Annotated in this window: 20 protein-coding genes; 16 read left to right on the top strand and 4 right to left on the bottom strand. The window is 62.0% G+C overall.

The features are described from left to right. Positions 1-47 precede the first annotated feature (47 nt). On the top strand, positions 48-1,040 hold the full coding sequence (locus WD767_00100) for a hypothetical protein (GenBank protein MEX2614476.1): 993 nt from the start codon (positions 48-50) through the stop codon (positions 1,038-1,040). A gap of 37 nt (positions 1,041-1,077) precedes the next feature. Here WD767_00100 and ftsY read toward each other — a convergent pair whose 3' ends face one another. From ftsY to dapF, 3 genes are read right to left on the bottom strand one after another with little or no spacing between them, the layout of a single operon-like run. After that, complete coding sequence (ftsY, locus tag WD767_00095) at positions 1,078-2,010, bottom strand: signal recognition particle-docking protein FtsY (protein MEX2614475.1); 933 nt, start codon at positions 2,008-2,010, stop codon at positions 1,078-1,080. Then, positions 2,007-3,257 (bottom strand): tRNA (N(6)-L-threonylcarbamoyladenosine(37)-C(2))-methylthiotransferase MtaB, encoded by a 1,251-nt coding sequence (mtaB, locus tag WD767_00090; GenBank protein MEX2614474.1) that lies wholly within the window; start codon positions 3,255-3,257, stop codon positions 2,007-2,009. Before mtaB ends, ftsY begins: the two co-directional genes overlap by 4 nt. After that, positions 3,254-4,084 (bottom strand): diaminopimelate epimerase, encoded by an 831-nt coding sequence (gene dapF, locus WD767_00085; GenBank protein ID MEX2614473.1) that lies wholly within the window; start codon positions 4,082-4,084, stop codon positions 3,254-3,256. The genes mtaB and dapF overlap by 4 nt, the downstream gene beginning before the upstream one ends. 232 nt (positions 4,085-4,316) lie before the next feature. Between dapF and ffh the strand changes: the two genes are divergently transcribed. From ffh to WD767_00030, 11 genes are all read left to right on the top strand, one after another. Continuing rightward, a complete protein-coding gene (ffh, locus tag WD767_00080) occupies positions 4,317-5,669 on the top strand; it encodes a signal recognition particle protein (protein ID MEX2614472.1) in 1,353 nt (450 codons plus the stop codon). Between the two features lie 92 nt (positions 5,670-5,761). Then, positions 5,762-6,229 carry a 30S ribosomal protein S16 gene (gene rpsP, locus WD767_00075; GenBank protein ID MEX2614471.1) on the top strand — a complete coding sequence of 156 codons (468 nt, stop codon included), beginning with the start codon at positions 5,762-5,764 and terminating at the stop codon, positions 6,227-6,229. A gap of 12 nt (positions 6,230-6,241) precedes the next feature. After that, positions 6,242-6,793: a ribosome maturation factor RimM gene (gene rimM, locus WD767_00070; protein MEX2614470.1), complete on the top strand. Its 552-nt coding sequence runs from the start codon at positions 6,242-6,244 to the stop codon at positions 6,791-6,793. Beyond that, on the top strand, positions 6,790-7,506 hold the full coding sequence (trmD, locus tag WD767_00065) for a tRNA (guanosine(37)-N1)-methyltransferase TrmD (protein ID MEX2614469.1): 717 nt from the start codon (positions 6,790-6,792) through the stop codon (positions 7,504-7,506). The genes rimM and trmD overlap by 4 nt, the downstream gene beginning before the upstream one ends. Beyond that, positions 7,503-7,919 carry a 50S ribosomal protein L19 gene (gene rplS / locus WD767_00060; GenBank protein ID MEX2614468.1) on the top strand — a complete coding sequence of 139 codons (417 nt, stop codon included), beginning with the start codon at positions 7,503-7,505 and terminating at the stop codon, positions 7,917-7,919. Before trmD ends, rplS begins: the two co-directional genes overlap by 4 nt. Before the next feature lie 193 nt (positions 7,920-8,112). Continuing rightward, positions 8,113-9,519 carry a 3-isopropylmalate dehydratase large subunit gene (gene leuC, locus WD767_00055; protein MEX2614467.1) on the top strand — a complete coding sequence of 469 codons (1,407 nt, stop codon included), beginning with the start codon at positions 8,113-8,115 and terminating at the stop codon, positions 9,517-9,519. 35 nt (positions 9,520-9,554) lie between these two features. Continuing rightward, positions 9,555-10,178, top strand: a complete 624-nt coding sequence (leuD, locus tag WD767_00050; GenBank protein MEX2614466.1) for a 3-isopropylmalate dehydratase small subunit — start codon at positions 9,555-9,557, stop codon at positions 10,176-10,178. Continuing rightward, positions 10,175-11,590: a 3-isopropylmalate dehydratase large subunit gene (leuC, locus tag WD767_00045; GenBank protein ID MEX2614465.1), complete on the top strand. Its 1,416-nt coding sequence runs from the start codon at positions 10,175-10,177 to the stop codon at positions 11,588-11,590. Before leuD ends, leuC (WD767_00045) begins: the two co-directional genes overlap by 4 nt. A gap of 32 nt (positions 11,591-11,622) precedes the next feature. Next, positions 11,623-12,735, top strand: coding sequence for a 3-isopropylmalate dehydrogenase (gene leuB, locus WD767_00040; GenBank protein MEX2614464.1), 1,113 nt, complete (start codon positions 11,623-11,625; stop codon positions 12,733-12,735). A gap of 149 nt (positions 12,736-12,884) precedes the next feature. After that, positions 12,885-13,073, top strand: a complete 189-nt coding sequence (locus WD767_00035) for a hypothetical protein (GenBank protein MEX2614463.1) — start codon at positions 12,885-12,887, stop codon at positions 13,071-13,073. Between the two features lie 115 nt (positions 13,074-13,188). Continuing rightward, entirely contained in the window at positions 13,189-14,214 is a 1,026-nt protein-coding gene (locus tag WD767_00030) for an aspartate-semialdehyde dehydrogenase (protein MEX2614462.1), read from the top strand. A 76-nt stretch (positions 14,215-14,290) separates the two neighbouring features. On the opposite strand, the gene pdxY is transcribed toward WD767_00030, so the two are convergent. After that, positions 14,291-15,121: a pyridoxal kinase gene (gene pdxY / locus WD767_00025; protein MEX2614461.1), complete on the bottom strand. Its 831-nt coding sequence runs from the start codon at positions 15,119-15,121 to the stop codon at positions 14,291-14,293. An 856-nt stretch (positions 15,122-15,977) separates the two neighbouring features. On the opposite strand from pdxY, the gene sdhC reads away from it, so the two are divergent. Genes sdhC through WD767_00005 form a run of 4 tightly spaced genes read left to right on the top strand, consistent with a single transcriptional unit; the run spans position 15,978 to position 19,365 of the window. Further along, positions 15,978-16,373: a succinate dehydrogenase, cytochrome b556 subunit gene (gene sdhC / locus WD767_00020; GenBank protein MEX2614460.1), complete on the top strand. Its 396-nt coding sequence runs from the start codon at positions 15,978-15,980 to the stop codon at positions 16,371-16,373. Beyond that, entirely contained in the window at positions 16,373-16,753 is a 381-nt protein-coding gene (sdhD, locus tag WD767_00015) for a succinate dehydrogenase, hydrophobic membrane anchor protein (GenBank protein ID MEX2614459.1), read from the top strand. The genes sdhC and sdhD overlap by 1 nt, the downstream gene beginning before the upstream one ends. 6 nt (positions 16,754-16,759) lie before the next feature. Next, positions 16,760-18,550, top strand: a complete 1,791-nt coding sequence (gene sdhA / locus WD767_00010; GenBank protein MEX2614458.1) for a succinate dehydrogenase flavoprotein subunit — start codon at positions 16,760-16,762, stop codon at positions 18,548-18,550. Between the two features lie 32 nt (positions 18,551-18,582). Next, a complete protein-coding gene (locus WD767_00005) occupies positions 18,583-19,365 on the top strand; it encodes a succinate dehydrogenase iron-sulfur subunit (GenBank protein MEX2614457.1) in 783 nt (260 codons plus the stop codon). Positions 19,366-19,457 lie beyond the last annotated feature (92 nt).

Here is a 19,457-nt window from a genome sequence, read left to right as displayed (position 1 = left end):
ACCGTATTCTTTGCCCCATACAAGCGGCAGCGAGCAGGACGAACTCCGTGCAGGATAGTTACGGCGCTATTACTTCAGTTAAATTCGAGCAGAAATTTTTTACGTCGGTCGACGGATCCTATTTTCGTAAATCGCCCCTGACCGAGGAGCCCGTGTTCATTCTCAATCTGGGCGGTGAGGAGATCACCCTGCCGATCAAGGGAATTTGCCGGGAATTCGGTATCAAGGAGAACTCTGCGGACTTCGCGATGCTGGAAATGGTGGCGGCAGGCCTGGATTACGTAAAGATACTGATGCCGGGCGACACGTTTCCCAAAGAGTTGCTGACCGGCGAAGCGTCCTGGGACGTCAGTGCAGAACATCGAACCATCGCAAAGCAGCGGGTCTGCATGAAGCTCGTGTCCTGGGTCTCGGGCGACGAAAACCGGATTACTGAGCCACGGGAACTGATCCGGATCGCCGACGACCCGCAGATAAAGGCAAAAATCAACGCAGCGTTCGAACAAGCTGCCGCAGCACTGGATAATCCGAACGCCACCAGGGACATGGTCGTCGACCTGATCGAGGAACTGGCCTATGAACTCGCCTATATCGAAAAACTGCGCGACCGGTTCCGCAGTGTGCTGGCCATGGAGGCGAAGGTAAAACGTGTCCGGCATGCATCCGCAAAGCAACGCAGCCTCCTCGATACCGCCACATCGGTCACCAAACTGACTTCGATCGCGGCCAGGGAATTCGAGCGTGAATTCGCTTTGGCAGACGGTCAGACGAACGAAATCATCAGCATGCTCCAGAACATCCACGCACAAAAGGAATACATTCGGGGAGTCCGCGACTCGGTCAACCGTCGCATGGTCGCATGGGATGACGTGTTGCGCGCCTGGGATCGGCAGTCAGGAATAATTTCCGCCGACACGCCGGACCTGATGCGCGACACATACCGTTTCCTCGCACCGCGATACATGCAGACCGACGATTGGCTGCTGGCCGCCCAGGTGAAACAGACGGTCGATATCGAAAAAATCGGCTCCCAGTGGTAGGCAGGCAACTTCGCGGCGGCACAAGCCCTGCCCCGGATCAGGCTTCGGCGTCCAGCCCCATGAGGTCCCGGGCATAGGCTGCCGCTTCAAAGGGTCTCAGATCCTCGGCGCCTTCGCCGACGCCAATGGCGTGCACCGGCAATCCGAATTTTTCCGCCAGCGCGACCAGCACCCCGCCCTTGGCCGACCCGTCCAGTTTCGTCACCACCAGCCCGGTCACCGCGACCATGTCCCGGAAGATTTCAACCTGGCTGTGTGCGTTCTGCCCGACCGTCGCATCCAGCACCAGGATGCAGTCATGCGGCGCATCGGGATCCAGCTTCTTTATCACGCGGTTGATTTTTTCCAGGCCGGCCATCAGGTCCTTCCGGTTCTGCAACCGGCCGGCGGTATCGATCAGCAGGATATCCGCGCCTTCGGCCTTCGCGGTCTGCAACGCATCGAAGGCCAGGCCCGCGGCATCGCCGCCCTGCTTGCCGGCGATGACGCGGCAACCCGCCCGCTCGCCCCAGATCTGCAGTTGCGAAACAGCCGCCGCACGGAATGTATCGCCCGCAGCCAGCATCACATTATAGCCTTCGTCCTTATACTGCTGCGCCATCTTGCCGATTGTCGTGGTCTTGCCGCTGCCGTTCACGCCGACAACCAGCACCACATGCGGCCGGCGGCCGGGAACAATGCCCAACGGCACCGCCACCGGGTTCAGTATGGCCGCGATACCTTCGGCCAGCGCCGCACGAACCTCGTGATCGCTGACTTCCCTGTCGAAACGCGTCGCTGCCAGGCTGGCGGTCAATCGTGCCGCCGTCGCGGGGCCCAGATCGGCCGTAATAAGCAGGTCTTCCAGTTCCTCCAGCGCCGCCGCATCCAGCTTGCGCCTGGTGAAAATGCCGGAAATGCCGCCAACCAGCTTGGAGGATGATTTCGACAGCCCGGCTTTAAGGCGGCCCAGCCAGCTTGTTCCGGTCATGCCGCCAGCCTGCCTGTCAATTGCGCGCCGTCGCGGCCCGTGACCCGTAACGTCGCCATGCTGCCGTTCGGCAGGCCGGATTCGCACAGGATCGGCGCATAATGTTCGGTGCGGCCAACGTCGTCCTGCTCCACCAGCACCGAAGCGTCCCGCCCGATCCTGCTGTCCAGGAACCGCGCCGCCGCCGCGTCGCCGGCCTCGCGAAGCAGTCGGGCGCGTTCGCGCCGCACGATCATGTCGACCTGCGGCATCCGCGCCGCCGGCGTGCCGGGCCGGGCCGAATAGGGAAAGACATGCAGCCATGTCAGCCCGCATTCCTCGATCAGATCGTATGACCGCCGGAACATGTCATCGGTTTCGGTCGGGAATCCGGCGATCAGGTCCGCGCCCAGCACCACATCGGGACGCGCTGCGCGGATGCGGTCACAGATGGCAATCGCTTCGTCGCGGCCGTGCCGCCGCTTCATGCGCTTCAGTATCATGTCGTCGCCCGATTGCAACGACAGGTGAAAATGCGGCATCAGACGCGGTTCGTTTTCAATCAGCCGCAACAGGTCGGCGTCGATTTCGATACAGTCAATCGATGAAATGCGCAGGCGCGGCAATTCGGGCACATTTTGCAGCAACCGGCGCGCCATTTGCCCCAGCGCCGGGCGGCCGGGCAGGTCCGTCCCGTAAGACGTTATATCCACCCCGGTCAGGACAATTTCGCGATATCCGTTTTCGACAAGTTGCCGGACCTGCGTAACGATTTCGCCGATGGGTACCGAGCGGCTGTTGCCGCGCCCGAACGGAATGATGCAGAAGGTGCAGCGATGATCGCAACCCTGCTGAACCTGCACGAAGGCGCGGGCGCGACCGTCGAAACCCTCGATCAGATGCCCCGCCGTTTCGCGCGCCTGCATGATGTCGCCGACCTGCACGCGCATGTTGGCGATATAGGATTCGGGCCGCAGTTTTTCCGCATTACCAAGCACCCTGTCGACTTCGGGCATCGCCGCGAAGGCTGCCGCGTTCACCTGCGCCGCGCAACCGGTCACGATAATTTCAGCGTCAGGATTGGCGCGCCGCGCCTTGCGGATCGCCTGCCGGGCCTGGCGTTCGGCTTCCGCCGTGACGGCGCAGGTATTGAAAATGATCGCGTTGCCGCGGTCGGACACGCAGTCGCGGATGACTTCGGATTCAAAGGCGTTCAGCCGACAGCCGAACGTGACGATTTCCGGTTCCTGGCGCTGGCCCGTCCTCATGCCGTGCCCACCGCATCGTCCAGAACGCCCGTGTAGACAAAGGCGACCGGGCCGCTCATCACCACATGATTGTCATCGCGCCACTCGATGAACAAAGAGCCGCCGTCCAGGATCACTTCGACCCTGCGATCCGTCAGGCCGCGACGCGACGCCGCCACGGCAACCGCGCAGGCGCCCGACCCGCAGGCCCGGGTAATCCCGGCCCCCCGCTCCCAGACGCGCATCCGGACACGGTTCCGGTCCAGCACGGTCACGAATTCGACATTGGTGCGCTCGGGAAACAGGGGATCGTGTTCCACCCGCGGACCCAGCGTCGCCAGTTCAACCGCTTCCGCGTCATCGACGAAAAACACGCAATGGGGATTACCCATGCCCACCGCCGCGGGCTGGCTGTAAGGCCCGGCCGCGAAGTCGAGCGCCAGCGTATCCACCTCCCGACTGAGCGGAATACAGCGCCAGTCCAGTTGCGCTTCCCCCATATCGACCGCGACCTGCCCGCGCGCATCCACATAAGCCGGCAACAGGCCGGCGGCGCTCTGCAACGTGATTGTATTGTTCTGCCGCGCCTGCATCAGCCGCGCCGCGATACAGCGTGTTGCGTTGCCGCAGGCGCCGGATTCGCTGCCGTCCGAATTGTAGAACCGCAGGAAAACATCGGCATCGCCGTTCTTCGGCGGCTCCAGCAGGACAAGCTGGTCGCAGCCGACGCCATGCCGCCGGTCGGCGATCAGCCTGACCTGGTCAGCGGACAGCGTAACGGGTTCGTCGCGCACATCGATGATGACGCAATCATTACCCAGGCCGTGCATCTTGGTAAACGGTATCATTGTCACTTATCCGCGTTCGCCGCCTTATATGGCCTGCAACATGGGCATGTCCACCCGATTTGGCCAAAGTCGATTGCCTATCAGATGCTTGACTTGCCCCGATGCGGGGCGTACAAGCGCCCATTCTTTCGGGAAACGCAGTGTTTCCGGCCCCAAGGGGCTCCGCCAGTCCGCGAGTATCGCGCACTGGCGCGTTTTGCGTTTGCCGTGACGGAACCGTTTTGAGGGTGTCATGTTCGAGTCGCTTTCAGGTCGTTTGAGCGATGTGTTCGGGAAGCTTCGAGGCCGGGGCGCGTTAAGCGTCGCCGACATCGACGCGGCGATGCGCGATGTCCGCGTGGCGCTGCTGGAAGCCGACGTGGCGCTGCCGGTCGTGCGCAGTTTCATCGACCGGGTAAAGGAAAGCACGGTCGGCCAAGAGGTCATCCGCTCTGTCACGCCGGGCCAGATGGTCATCAAGATCGTCCATGACGAACTTGTCGCGACACTGGGCGCGGATTCCACGGGACTTGACCTGAACGCACCGGCGCCGGTGGGGATCATGATGGTCGGGCTGCAGGGGTCCGGCAAGACGACAACAACCGCCAAGATCGCCGCGCGCCTGCAGAACCGCGACCGCAAGAAGGTCCTGATGGCCTCGCTGGATACCCGGCGGCCGGCCGCCCAGGAACAGTTGAAGGTGCTGGGCGAACAGGCGGGCGTATCGACGCTGCCGATCGTCGCCGGTCAGCGCCCCGTCGAAATCGCCAAACGCGCCGGCGACGCGGCGCGTTTCGGCGGATATGACGTCATCCTGTATGACACCGCCGGCCGGCTGCAGATCGACCAGGGGTTGATGGACGAAGTCGCCGCGGTCCAGACCGCGGTCAGGCCGCATGAAATTCTGCTGGTGGCGGACGCCATGACCGGCCAGGACGCGGTCAACGTCGCGGAAGGGTTCAAGGCGCGCCTGCCGCTCACCGGTATCGTGCTGACACGGGTCGATGGCGACTCACGCGGCGGCGGCGCGTTGTCGATGCGGGCCGTGACCGGCTGCCCGATCAAGCTGATCGGTACCGGCGAGACCCTTGAGGCACTGGAGGATTTCCATCCCGACCGGATCGCCGGCCGCATCCTTGGCATGGGCGACGTCGTCAGCCTGGTGGAGAAAGCCGCCGAAGGCATCCAGCAGGACGAAGCCGAAGCGCTCGCCAAAAAGATGCGGAAGGGTGAATTCGACCTGAACGACATGGCCAAGCAGCTGAGCCAGATGCGCAAGATGGGCGGCATTTCCGGCATGCTGGAACTGTTGCCCGGCGTCGCCAAGGCCAAGGCGGCAATGGCAAAACAGAATATCGATGACAGGGCGATCCTGCGGCAGGAAGCCATCATATCGTCGATGACCCGCAAGGAACGCCTCCAGCCCAAGGTCATTCATGCATCGCGCAAGAAACGCATTGCGGCGGGATCCGGGACATCGATCCAGGACGTCAACAAGCTGCTGAAGCAGTTCATGACGATGCAGAAAATGATGAAGCGGGTAAACAAGATGGGCAAGAAGGGCCTGATGCGGCACGGCATCGAGGGGCTCCTGCCACGCATGTAACGGTTTCCACGCAACGATTTCACGGCCGCCGGTGGCGGCGTTCGAACGATACCAACACCCAGCAAGGTTTAAACGTTAAGGAGACGAAAAGTATGGCGCTGAGAATCAGACTCGCCCGCGGTGGTGCCAAGAAGCGCCCGTATTACCGCATTGTCATTGCCGACTCGCGCATGCCGCGGGATGGCCGCTATATCGAAAAGGTCGGCAGCTACGATCCGATGCTGGCCAAGGATAATCCCGACCGTATCCAGCTTCTCGAAGAACGCATCCGGCACTGGCTGTCGGTCGGCGCATTGCCATCCGACCGGGTTGCCCGGTTCCTGGGCCGGGCCGACATCATTCCGATGCCGGCGTTTTCGACAAATCAGACCAAGCAGCACCTGCCGAAGGCCAAGGCGCAGGAACGGCTGAAGGAAGCGGCGGATTCGGCCGCCAAGGCAGCGGAAGCCGCCAAGGCAGCAGAGGAAGCCGCCAGGGCCGCCGCCGAAGCACCGGCGGAAGAGGCGCCGGCTGAGGAAGCGCCTGCGGAAGAAGCCGCCGAAGAAGCCAAGGCAGAGTAACGGCAGGTTCCGGTGAGCAGTCAGATGGCAAAAATGGCGGAAACGAAGGTCTGTGTCGGGGTCATTACCGGCGCGCAGGGCATTCGTGGTCAGGTCCGGGTGAAAAGTTTCACCGCGGAACCGACCGATATTGCCGCCTATGGGCCGCTGACCGACGCCAATGGCAGTCGCGAATTCCGGCTTGAGCTCACCGGCTCGGCAAAGGGGGTTCTGCTGGCAAGGGTATCCGGAATCATCGACCGCAATGCGGCGGAAACGCTGCGCGGGATCGAACTCTATGTCGATCGCGACGCATTGCCGGAACCCGAAGAGGAAGAATTCTACCACGCGGACCTGATCGGCCTGCCCGTTGTCCTGTCGGACGGCACGCCGTATGGCGCCGTGCGCGCGCTGTATGATTTCGGCGCGGGCGACGTGATAGAACTCATTCTCGATGCCGGCGGCGTCGCGGTATTGCCGTTTACCCATGCCGTGGTGCCGGATATCGACCTGGAGGCAGGCCGGATCACCGTCGTCCCGCCAACGGAAATCGAGGCGCGCGGGGAAGAGGATACAGACCAATGAGTATCTGGACCGCCCGCGTGCTGACCATTTTCCCCGACATGTTTCCGGGACCGCTCGGTCATTCGCTTGCCGGCCGTGCGCTGGAAGAAGGGCACTGGAGCCTGCAGGCCATCGACATTCGGGACTTTGCCACCGATGCCCATCGCACGGTGGACGATTCACCGTTCGGCGGCGGCCCCGGCATGGTGATGCGGGCCGATGTGCTGGAAGACGCGCTGGATTCGGTCGCCGATGCGCCGGGACCGGTCATCTACCTGACGCCGCGCGGCAAACCGTTCGATCAGGCAACCGCGGCATCGCTTGCCGAAGGACCCGGTGCGACGCTGCTTTGCGGACGTTTCGAAGGCATCGACGAAAGGCTGATCGAGGAATACCGTTTCCAGGAAATCAGCGTCGGCGATTTCGTGCTGTCCGGCGGCGAGCCGGCGGCTATCGCCCTGATTGACGCCTGTGTAAGACTGCTTCCCGGTGTCATGGGCGCCGCGGATTCACTTGTCGAGGAAAGCTTCGCGCAGGGGCTGCTCGAATACCCGCAATATACCCGGCCGGCGCAATGGCGCGGACGGAACACGCCGGAAATACTGCTTTCCGGCCATCATGAAAAAATTCGTGCCTGGCGGTTGGCCCAGGCGGAACGTATCACGCGCGAGCGGCGCCCGGACCTCTGGGACCGGTACGTCGAACGGGCGAAGCAAACGAGGACAAATCCATGAATATCATCGAACAACTCGAAAAAGAGCAGGTCGAGACGCTGACCGAAACCCGCGCGGTTCCGGATTTTCAGGCCGGCGACACATTGCGCGTCCATGTGAAGGTCATCGAAGGAACGCGCGAACGCGTTCAGGTCTTCGAGGGCATGTGCATCGCACGCAAGAATGCGGGCCTCAACAGCGCCTTTACGGTGCGCAAGATCAGCTATGGCGAAGGGGTGGAGCGTATTTTCCCGCTTTACAGCCCCCGGATTGACCAGATCGAGGTCGTGCGGCAGGGTGCGGTGCGCCGTGCGAAACTGTATTATCTGCGCGGACGCCGCGGCAAATCGGCCCGTATTGCCGAACGCAGCATGTCGCGCCGCGCCGGTTCGCAGCAGGATTCGGGGACGCCGGACACCGGCAGCGAAAGCTGATTGGAACGGATTTCGTGAATCTGTTTCAAGGTGGTATGAGATAATGTCCTTTGCCAGAAAGGACAGCAGGGCTTAAATCGCTGGGGGGAGACAGCCGCCCGACAGGCTATGCCAGGCAGCATGTCCAGAGAAAAATCACTGTGATTCCGGTAATAATGCCTGCTTCGGGGCAGGAACGGGATGAGGGAGCGAAATGGCCAAATCGCGTACATTGTTCGACAAGATCTGGGACAGCCACGTTGTCAGCGTACAGGATGACGGGTCCAGCCTTCTGTATATCGACAAGCACATCATTCACGAAGTCACAACGCCGCAGGCCTTCGAAGGCCTGAAGGCGGCGGGCCGGAAGGTACGGCAGCCGGAAAAGACCCTGGCGGTCATCGACCACAACATCGCCACGACCCGCGGCGGGGTGGTCGAGGAAGACTCGCTCCTGCAGATCGAAACCCTGCGCGCCAATGTTGCCGAATTCGGTGTCCAGTTGTTCGAGGTCGACGACCCCCGCAACGGCATCGTCCATGTGATCGGACCGGAACAGGGATTTACCAATCCCGGCAATACGCTCGTCTGCGGCGACAGCCATACCGCCACGCATGGCGCCTTCGGCGCGCTGGCTTTCGGTATCGGCACATCGGAAGTCGAGCACGTGCTGGCGACGCAGACCCTCATCCAGGCGCCCGCGAAGAACATGCGCGTGACCGTCACGGGCGAACTGCCCTTCGGCTGCAGCGCGAAGGACATCGTCCTCACCATCATCGGCACCGTCGGCATTGGCGGCGGCACCGGCCATGTCATCGAATTTGCCGGGCCGGCGATCCGCGCGCTGTCGATGGAAGGCCGCATGACGATTTCCAACATGGCGATCGAAGCCGGCGCCCGCGCCGGGCTGATCGCGCCGGATGAAAAGACCTTCGAATACGTCAAGGGCCGGCCGTTCGCGCCGAAGGGCGCGGCCTGGGAAACGGCGCTGGCGTACTGGAAGACGCTGCCTTCGGACGAAGGCGCGGTATACGACAAGGATGTCACCATCGACATCAGCGGCATTGAGCCGAAAGTGACCTGGGGAACGACCCCGCAGGACGTGGTGCCCATAACCGGTGTCGTGCCGGACCCGAAGGACGCGGCAAACCAGGGCGAACGCGAATCCATGGAGCGCGCGCTGAAATACATGGGGCTGGTTCCGGGCACAAAGATGCAGGACATTGAAGTCGATGTCGTCTTCATCGGTTCCTGCACCAATGGCCGGATCGAGGATATCCGTCAGGTCGCCAAAGTAGCCAAAGGCCGCAAGGTCGCCGGCAGCGTGCAGGCAATGATCGTCCCCGGCTCCGGTCTGGTCAAACTGCAGGCCGAAGAAGAAGGGCTCGACAAGATACTGCTGGAAGCCGGCTTCGAATGGCGGGAGCCCGGTTGCTCGATGTGCCTGGCCATGAATGTGGACAAGATGCAGCCGGGACAGCGTTCCGCCTCCACCTCGAACCGCAATTTCGAGGGCCGTCAGGGACGCGGCAGCTTTACGCATCTGGTCAGCCCGGCCATGGCGGCGGCGGCGGCCATCACCGGCCATCTTGCCGACCCAAGAGAATTTCTGAAAGACTGATCGCAACCCCGAAGGGGACGAGGGAGGATGTCGTAATGGAAAAGTTCAGGAAAGTGACCGGCGTCGCTGCGCCGATGGACATGATCAACATCGATACGGACAAGATCATTCCGAAGCTGCACCTGCGCACCATCAAGCGCACCGGGCTTGGCAAGTTCCTGTTCGAGGAACTGCGCTACACGCCGGACGGCAAGGAAAATCCCGACTTCATCCTGAACAAGGAGCCGTACCGCAACGCCAGGATCATTATTGGCGGCGACAATTTCGGCTGCGGCTCGTCGCGTGAGCACGCGCCCTGGGCGCTGATGGATTTCGGCATCCGCTGCGTGATTTCCACCAGTTTCGCCGACATTTTCTACAACAACTGCTTCAAGAACGGCATCCTGCCGATCCGCGTATCGAAGGACGAACTGGATGCGCTCATGGCGGACGCCAGCGATCCGGAAAATCCGGAACTGACCATCGACCTCGAGGAAATGCTGATCCGCCGCCCGAACGGCGCCGCCATTTCCTTCAAGCTGGAGGAATTCCGGCGCGACTGCCTGCTGGACGGGCTGGACGATATCGGCATCACGATGCAGAAAAATGAGTCGATCGGCGCGTTCGAAGAAAAGCAGCGGCTTAGCCAGCCCTGGCTTTATCCGGCCGCGGCGGAATGAGCACACCAAAAACCCTGTTCGACAAGATCTGGGACAGCCACGAGATTGACGTAACAGAAGATGGCCTCAGCCTGGTTTATGCCGACCGTGTTCTGATCATGGAGATGCAGCCGCAGGCCTTCGAAGCCCTGCGGTTGAACGGGCTGACGGTCCGTCATCCGGAAAAGATCATCGGCGTCATCGATCACGTCATACCCACCAAGGATCGCGACAAGCCCATCGCCGATCCGGTTTCGCGGATGATGGTCGAGCAGGCGCGGATTGACTATGCGGAATTCGGCGTCGAACTGATCGACATGTTCGACCCGCGCCAGGGTATCGTCCATGTCATCGGGCCGGAACAGGGGTTCACCCTGCCCGGCGTGACCCTGTTCTGCGCCGACAGCCATACGGCCACCAACGGCGCGCTCGGCTGCTTTGCGATGGCGGTCGGCACCTCGGAAGTAGAGCATCTCCTGGCAACCCAGACGCTCACCCTCCCCCGGCCGAAAACCATGCGCGTCACCGTTGACGGCGTATTGCCGGCCGGCTGTTCCGCCAAGGACATCATCCTGGCGATCATTGGCAGGATCGGCACCGCCGGCGGCACGGAGCATGTGATTGAATATGCAGGCTCCGCGATCCGCGACCTGTCCATCGAAGGCCGTATGACCGTCACGAACATGTCGGTCGAAGCGGGCGCCCGCGCGGGCATGATCGCCCCCGACGAAAAAACCTACGAATACCTCAAAGGTCGCCCGCGCGCACCGCAGGGTGAAGCCTGGGACAAGGCGCTGGAATACTGGAAGACGCTACCGACGGACCCCGATGCCGACTTCGACAAGGAAGTCGTCATGGACGCGGCGCAGATCGCGCCGCAGGTCACCTGGGGTACGAATCCCGAGGAAGTGGCGCCCATCGACGGCAGGGTTCCCGACCCGCGCGATGCAGAAAGCATCGACCGGCGGCGTATGATGGAACGGTCGCTGCGTTACATGGGCCTGCAGCCGGGCACCGCGATGGCCGATATCGAAATCGACCGGGTCTTCATCGGTTCCTGCACCAACAGCCGGATCGAGGACCTGGAAGCCGCCGCCGCCGTTGCCCGCGGCCGCCGCGTGGCGGATGGCGTCAGCGCCATGGTCGTTCCCGGTTCCGGGCTGGTCAAGCGCGAAGCCGAGGCGCGGGGGCTCGACAGGGTCTTCATCGAAGCCGGATTTGAATGGCGCGATCCCGGGTGTTCAATGTGCATCGCCATGAACGGCGACAACATCGAACCGCACCAGCGCTGCGCCTCGACCTCCAACCGGAATTTCGAGGGCCGCCAGGGACGCAATGGCCGGACCCATCTTGTCAGCCCCGCCATGGCCGCCGCGGCGGCCGTCACCGGGCGGCTTACCGACATACGCACACTTGAACCGAAGTCGTCCTGAAACAAATCAGGGCCGTAAAAAAAGGAACGAAAATGGCGGCGAACAAATCTCTCCTTATCCTGCCGGGCGACGGCATCGGCCCGGAAGTCATGGGCCAGGTACGCAGGGTCATCGACTGGTTCGACAACCGCCGCGAAGTCACCTTCAATGTTACCGAGGACCTTGTCGGCGGCGCCGCCTATGACGCCCACGGCACGCCGCTGACCGACAATACACTGGCGGCGGCGATGGCGGCTGACGCCGTACTGTTCGGGTCAGTCGGCGGCCCGAAATACGACGATGCGCCGCGCAACCTGCGTCCGGAAATGGGCCTGCTGCGCCTGCGCAAGGAACTGGACCTGTTTGCCAACCTGCGGCCGGCGATCACCTTCGATGCGCTGCTGGACGCCTCCAGCCTGAAACCGGAAGTGATCAAGGGGCTTGACCTGATGATCGTGCGGGAGTCGACCGGCGGCGTCTATTTCGGCGAGCCGCGCGGGATTGAAACGCTGCCGGACGGCCATCGCCGCGGCGTGGACACGCAGGTCTATACCGATACCGAAATCAGCCGCGTCGCAGAAGTGGCCTTCGACCTCGCCCGGGTTCGCCGCGGCAAGGTGACATCGGCCGAAAAGGCCAATGTGATGGAAACCGGCGTGCTGTGGCGCGATGTCGTCACGAAGCTGCACGCAGCGAAGCACACCGATATCAGCCTTGAGCACATGTACGCGGATAACTGCGCCATGCAGCTGGTCCGCGCGCCGACCCAGTTCGACGTCATCCTGGCCGACAACCTGTTCGGCGATATCCTGTCCGATTGCGCCGCGATGCTGACGGGATCGCTGGGCATGCTGCCGTCAGCAACCCTGGGTGCGCCGGATGACAGCGGCCGCCGTCGTGCCCTGTACGAGCCGGTGCACGGCAGCGCGCCCGATATCGCCGGCAAGGGGCTGGCCAATCCGCTGGCCTGCCTGCTGAGCTTCGCCATGTTGCTGCGCTATTCCTTCGATCTGCATGAGGATGCAGATCTGATCGAGGAAGCGGTCCGTAACGTACTGCAAAGCGGTGTCCGGACCACGGATATCATGGGCCCTGGCGCGGCGCGGGTTTCGACCAATGTGATGGGCGACGCCATATTGCGGGAACTGGACAAACAGGCGGCCTGACCGGATTGTGGCGTCGGAAAACGGCCACAGGATACGGGATACGACGAAACGCCCGTCCAGGCGCCCGCACCGACCCACCAATCCGGCCCTTGATTACGGAGCAAGGCGGGACTAGTTTACGGTGCAGACGGATTAATGGAGGTTTGACCATGCGTAAAATTGTCATTACTTCGATTGCAGCGCTTGCCGGGATTACCTTCGCCGCGTCGGCCCAGGCGGATGGCGATTGCGGCTGGGGCGAACATGTCGCTTCCACGCCCAAACCGGTCGTGACAGCGGACAACGCAACGCCGATGCCGCAGACGCCGGCGACCGCTGACTCCAAAAAGGGCGGCTGACCGCCGACCCCCGTTAACGGAATTATTTTCGGGCGAGGGGGAAACTCCTCGCCTTTTCTTATTGTCCGGTCGCCATAACCGTGCGCCGGCAACGACTTACAGCAGGACCAATACGATGGGGTATAGAGTTGCAGTTGTCGGCGCGACAGGAAATGTCGGTCGGGAAGTATTGACCACACTGTCGGAACGGGACTTTCCGGTCGACGATATCGTCGCGCTGGCGTCCGACCGATCCAGCGGGAGCACCATCTCGTTCGGCGAGGACGACGTGCTCACGGTACGGAAACTCGACGATTTCGACTTCAAGGGAATCGATATCGTCCTGTCCTCCCCCGGCGCCAAAGTGTCGGCGGTTTTCGCGCCGCGCGCCGCGAAAGCCGGCGCCGTGGTAATCGACAATACGTCGCAATTCCGTATGGACCCCGATGTTCCGCTGATCGTGCCGGAAGTGAACGGCCATGCCATCGCCGATTATGGCCGCCGCAACATCATCGCGAATCCGAACTGCTCAACCATCCAGATGGTCGTCGCGCTGAAGCCGCTGCACGATCTGGCGGTCATCGAACGGGTCGTGGTCAGCACCTACCAGTCGGTTTCCGGCGCGGGTCGCGCCGCGATGGATGAATTGTTCAGCCAGACACGCGGTATTTTCGTCAACGACGCGATGGAAAAGCGTGAATTCACGAAACAGATCGCGTTCAATGTCATCCCCCAGATCGACATCTTCATGGAAGACGGCTCAACCAAGGAAGAGTGGAAGATGGCGGCCGAAACCAAGAAAATCCTCGATCCCCGTATCAAGGTCTCCGCGACCTGCGTGCGGGTCCCGGTCTTCATTGGCCATGCCGAGGCGGTCAATATTGCCTTCGCCAACCCGATCTCGGTCGAGGAGGCGCGCGCCGCGCTGTCCGCGGCGCCGGGTGTCATCGTGGTCGATCACCATGTCGAGGACGGTTTTGTCACGCCGGCCGAATGCGCCGGCGAGGACGCCGTCTATGTCAGCCGGATCCGCGACGATGGCTCGATCGAAAACGGGCTGAACCTCTGGGTGGTGTCCGACAACCTGCGCAAGGGCGCGGCCCTGAACGCGGTGCAGATCGCCGAAGCGCTGGTCGCGGGGTATCTCGAAAAAGCGGCGTGAGCCGCCGGCGGCCGGCTTCCCCATGGTAACAGCGGCATCCGGCCTCCCTGCCCCGGGGGAAGGCCGGAACGGATCTTCAGCACATTGCCGACGCGCCAAACACATAGGGCGGCGCAAGTATATCGTCCAGGCGTTCAACAAGCATGAGGTCGTCCGCTGTAACGGATGCGGCCAGTAGCGCGTGTATACCGGAAACCGCGAGCGCCAGCGCCTGCCCGGTATCCTTCCCGCCCAGAATATGGCCGACATACAGTGCGACGAACGCATCGCCCGCGCCATGCGCCGGAATATCGATAAAGGGCGCCGACGATTTCCAGACGCCATCCGCCGTTACGGCGATTGCGGCAATCGAACAACCCTCGCGGATTCCCGTAACGATAACGGTCGCCGGCCCGGCCCGGCGCAGGACCCGCGCTGCCTGAACCGCATCCACGGCCGAGTGGATCGATACGCCGGAGAGATATTCTGCTTCGAAGACGTTTGGCGTAATGATGTCGGCAGCCGGGATCGCCAGATCACGAAAGAATTCCGGTATACCGTCGGCGACATAGAAGCGGCCGTTATCGCCCATGACCGGATCGCAGCACCAGAAAGCGCCGCCGCCTGCCGCGCGAATCCGCGCCGCCACGTCGAAAACCACCGGCCCCGTTTCCGCACTGCCGAGATACCCGGACAACACGGCGTGGCAATCCGCAAAAAGCCCCCGGGTATCCAGCCCTGCCGCCAGGGCGGCAATTTCCATCGCCGGGCGCACGCCGCCCGTGAACGCGCCATGGGCGGGATGGTTCGAATACGCCACTGTATCGATAGGCCAGACATCGTGGCGAAACCGCTGCAGAATTGGCACCGCCACGGCATTGCCGACATAGCCGCTGGTGACCCTGGACTGAATGGAAAGAATTGCCATGACAAGCAGAATAGCCGCCTTGCAAGGTAAGCGAAGTCTAAAAAAATTCATTCAGGGGCGGACAGGACGATGCCGAGGCGGTCTTTTCCAGGCCGCCTCGGCATCCAGGAGGCCAGGCCTCCACGATACGTGCTCCGGACGCTACGCCGCGCATCAATGAATTCGGTCTCCCTGGCAAGCAGACCGATTCCATATTTGCCTGACGGCTTCCCGAGCGAAGCCGCGGCGGTCCGGTTTCGGCGACCCCAGGAAGGAGCCGCCCGTGGTACAGGCCTGCCGAAGGGAGAAGCCCGCATAGCGGCCGCACAAATCCGCCACAGGCTCCGGACGAGCCCACGCGACGAACACATGCGGTTCGGCAAGACGCACCGGCAAAACGGTCCGAATGCCGATACAGCCAATCCACACCGGTATCTCCCGTTATCGAGAAAACAGTCGGCGGCAGTTCCTTGTGAACCCGCGACCGGCGTCCGCTCCACAACCGCAAAACCCGGTACTACCACGTATCGCTAGCGATAGTCCTGAAATGTCGGCGCCTTGTCCACGGCCAAAACCCATCCGGGAAATAATGTTGTGTACAGAATTCACAGGGATGCACAACCGGCGCACAGATTATACACGCAACTATCCACAGGGTTCCCGACGCGCCCTGTCCGGCAGGAGAATCCCGCCGGGCGGCATCACGAATATTGCAATAACATCAATAATTAATCGCCGATTTCATACCCTGTTAATAATTTGACATCAACCTGGTATCGTTGACTTGCCCTGGAATCAGGGCTAATTCAAACGCTGCGATAGTGTCGGAACGACTGTATCGTACGGCTGGTGTAGTGGTGGTTGAGGGGAGTTCGACATGAGCAACGGCGACAGACCGCTTTCGCCGCACCTCCAGATATATGCATGGCAATGGACAATGGCCTTGTCGATTCTGCATCGGGCGACCGGTGTCGGACTCGCGGCCGGTACGTTGCTGATGGTCTGGTGGCTGCTGGCGCTCGCGAACGGCGCGGAATCGTTCGAGACGGTTCAGACGGTTATCGGCTCCTGGATCGGCATACTGTGCCTTCTGGGCTGGACCTGGGCCCTGTTCTATCATTTCTGCAACGGTATCCGGCATCTGTTCTGGGATATCGGCATGGGGTTCGAGCTCGATACGGCGCGCAATTCCGGTTACACGGTCATCGTCGCATCCGTCGTATTTACCGGCCTGGCCTGGGTTGTCGGCTATATGGCAATGGGGGCGATGTAATGAGCCTGAGAACACCTCTCGGTCGCGTCAGGGGCCTCGGTTCCGCAAGAAGCGGCACGCATCATTTCTGGATGCAGCGGGTTACGGCCGTTGCGCTGATCCCGCTGACGCTCTGGTTCGTCTACGCGGTGATGTCGCTTGTCGGCGGCGATCATGCGACCGTATCCGCCTGGTTGCAGGTGCCCTACAACGCCCTGCTGATGATCCTTCTGATCGTCGCGACATTCCATCACATGCAACTCGGCCTGCAGGTTGTGATCGAAGATTACATCCATGGCGAAGGCGTCAAGATTGCCAGCCTCATGATCATGAAAGGCGGCAGCCTGATACTCGGCGTCGCCGCGGCCTTCGCGGTCCTAAAAGTAGCGTTCGGAGGGTGATGGGCGATGACTGAAGCATATCCGATTATCGATCACACCTATGACGTTGTTGTTGTCGGCGCCGGCGGCGCGGGGTTGCGCGCGACCTTCGGCCTCGCCGAACAGGGACTGCGGACGGCCTGTATCACGAAGGTATTTCCGACCCGCAGTCATACGGTTGCGGCGCAGGGCGGCGTTTCCGCCGCCCTCGGCAATATGGGCGAAGACAACTGGCAATGGCATATGTACGACACCGTCAAGGGGTCGGACTGGCTGGGCGACCAGGACGCCATCGAATACATGTGCCGCGAAGCTGTTCCGGCGATTGTCGAACTGGAACATTACGGCGTGCCGTTCAGCCGCACGCCCGATGGCAAGATCTACCAGCGGGCCTTTGGCGGCATGACCACCCATTTCGGCGAAGGCGCCCAGGCGCAGCGGACATGCGCCGCGGCGGACCGGACCGGCCACGCCATGCTGCACACGCTGTACCAGCAGTCGCTGAAGCATCAGGCCGAGTTCTTTATCGAATATTTCGCGCTCGACCTGATCATGGAAAACGGCGAGTGCCGCGGCGTCATGGCCTGGAACCTGGACGACGGCACGATCCATCGTTTCCGGGCGAAGCAGGTCATCCTGGCGACCGGCGGATGCGGGCGCATCTATTTCTCCTGCACCTCGGCCCATACCTGCACCGGCGACGGCGGCGGCATGGCGTTGCGGGCGGGCCTGCCGATGCAGGACATGGAATTCGTACAGTTCCACCCGACCGGCATCTACGGCTCGGGCTGCCTGATTACCGAAGGATCGCGCGGCGAAGGCGGTTACCTGACCAACAGCGAGGGCGAGCGTTTCATGGAACGCTATGCGCCATCCGCCAAGGATCTGGCCAGCCGCGATGTCGTCAGCCGCTCCATGACGATGGAAATCCGCGAAGGCCGCGGCGTGGGCGCGAAGAACGACCATATTTACCTGCATCTGGAACATCTCGATGCCCACCTGATCGAGGAACGCCTGCCCGGCATCGCCGAAACCGCGCGTATCTTCGCCAATGTCGACGTCACCACGGAACCGATCCCGGTTATCCCGACCTGCCACTACAATATGGGCGGGATCCCGACCAACCGGTTCGGCGAAGTCGTCACCATAAAGGATGGGAACCCCGATTACGCGGTGCCGGGACTGATGGCGGCGGGCGAAGCCGCCTGTGTGTCCGTGCACGGCGCAAACCGGCTCGGATCCAACTCGCTGCTCGATCTGGTGGTGTTCGGCCGGGCCACGGCCCTGCGTTGCGCCGAGACCATCGACCGTTCGGAATCGCACCGGCCCCTGCCGAAGGATGCGGGCCAGTATGCGCTGGACCGGCTGGACAAGGCCCGCCACGCGAATGGCGGCACGCCGACATCGGAACTGCGCCTGCAGATGCAGCTTGCCATGCAGAATAACTGCGCGGTGTTCCGGACCCAGGAAATCATGGACGAAGGCGTCGCCAAGATGGCCGAGGTCGCCAGGGGCGCGGCGGATATCAAGGTCACCGACCGGTCCATGGTCTGGAACTCGGACCTGGTGGAAACGCTGGAATTCGAGAACCTGCTGGAACAGGCGCTTGTCACCATTGAATCGGCGGCCAACCGGAACGAGTCACGCGGCGCGCATGCACGCGACGATGTTCCCGACCGCAATGACGAGGAATGGATGAAGCACACGGCGGCCTGGATCGACAGCGACTACAAGGTCACCATCGACTACCGTCCGGTGCATATGGAAACGCTGACCGATGAAATGGACACCGTGCCGCCGAAAGCACGCGTGTACTAAGGTGCGCTGAGCAAAAATAGGAAGTCTGACAGATGGTTGAATTCAATCTACCGAAGAACTCCCGGATTCGCGAAGGCAAGTCCTGGCCGGCCCCGGAAGGCGCAACCAATACCAAGAAATTCCGGATCTACCGCTGGAACCCCGATGACGGCAAGACGCCCCGGGTCGACACCTACACGATCGATATGGACGATTGCGGGCCCATGGTTCTGGACGCGCTGATCAAGATCAAGAACGAGATCGACCCGACGGTGACATTCCGGCGGTCCTGCCGCGAGGGCATCTGCGGGTCCTGCGCGATGAACATCGGCGGCGAAAACACGCTGGCCTGCACCAAGTATATCGAGGATGCATCCGGCGACGTGAAGATCTATCCGCTGCCGCATATGGCGGTGGTCAAGGACCTGGTGCCCGACCTGAAAACTGCCTATGCGCAGCTTTCGTCCATCGAGCCCTGGATAAAGACGGAATCGCCGCCGCCGCCGGATACGGAGCGCCTGCAGACCCAGGAAGACCGGGCAAAACTGGATGGGCTGTATGAATGCATCCTGTGCTTTTCCTGCTCGACGAGCTGCCCCAGCTACTGGTGGAACGGCGAACGCTATCTGGGTCCCGCCGTCCTGTTGCAGGCCTATCGCTGGATTGTCGACAGCCGTGACGAGCATACAGGCGAACGGCTCGATGCGCTGGAGGACCCGTTCCGGCTGTACCGCTGCCATACAATCATGAACTGCTCGAAGACCTGTCCCAAGGGCCTCAACCCGGCGCAGGCCATCGCCAATATCAAGAAACTTCTGGTCGAACGACAGCTGTAACGGCAGGCGGCACAAGTTTCAGGAGGGGCGGAAACGCCCCTTCAGACCGCTGACAAACCCCGTCGGATTTCCGGCGGGGTTTTCCTTTTGAG

Source organism: Alphaproteobacteria bacterium (genome assembly GCA_040905865.1).
Classification (GTDB): domain Bacteria; phylum Pseudomonadota; class Alphaproteobacteria; order UBA8366.
Note: the sequence above shows the minus strand (reverse complement) of the source record. Positions and strands in the feature narration are given on the sequence as shown.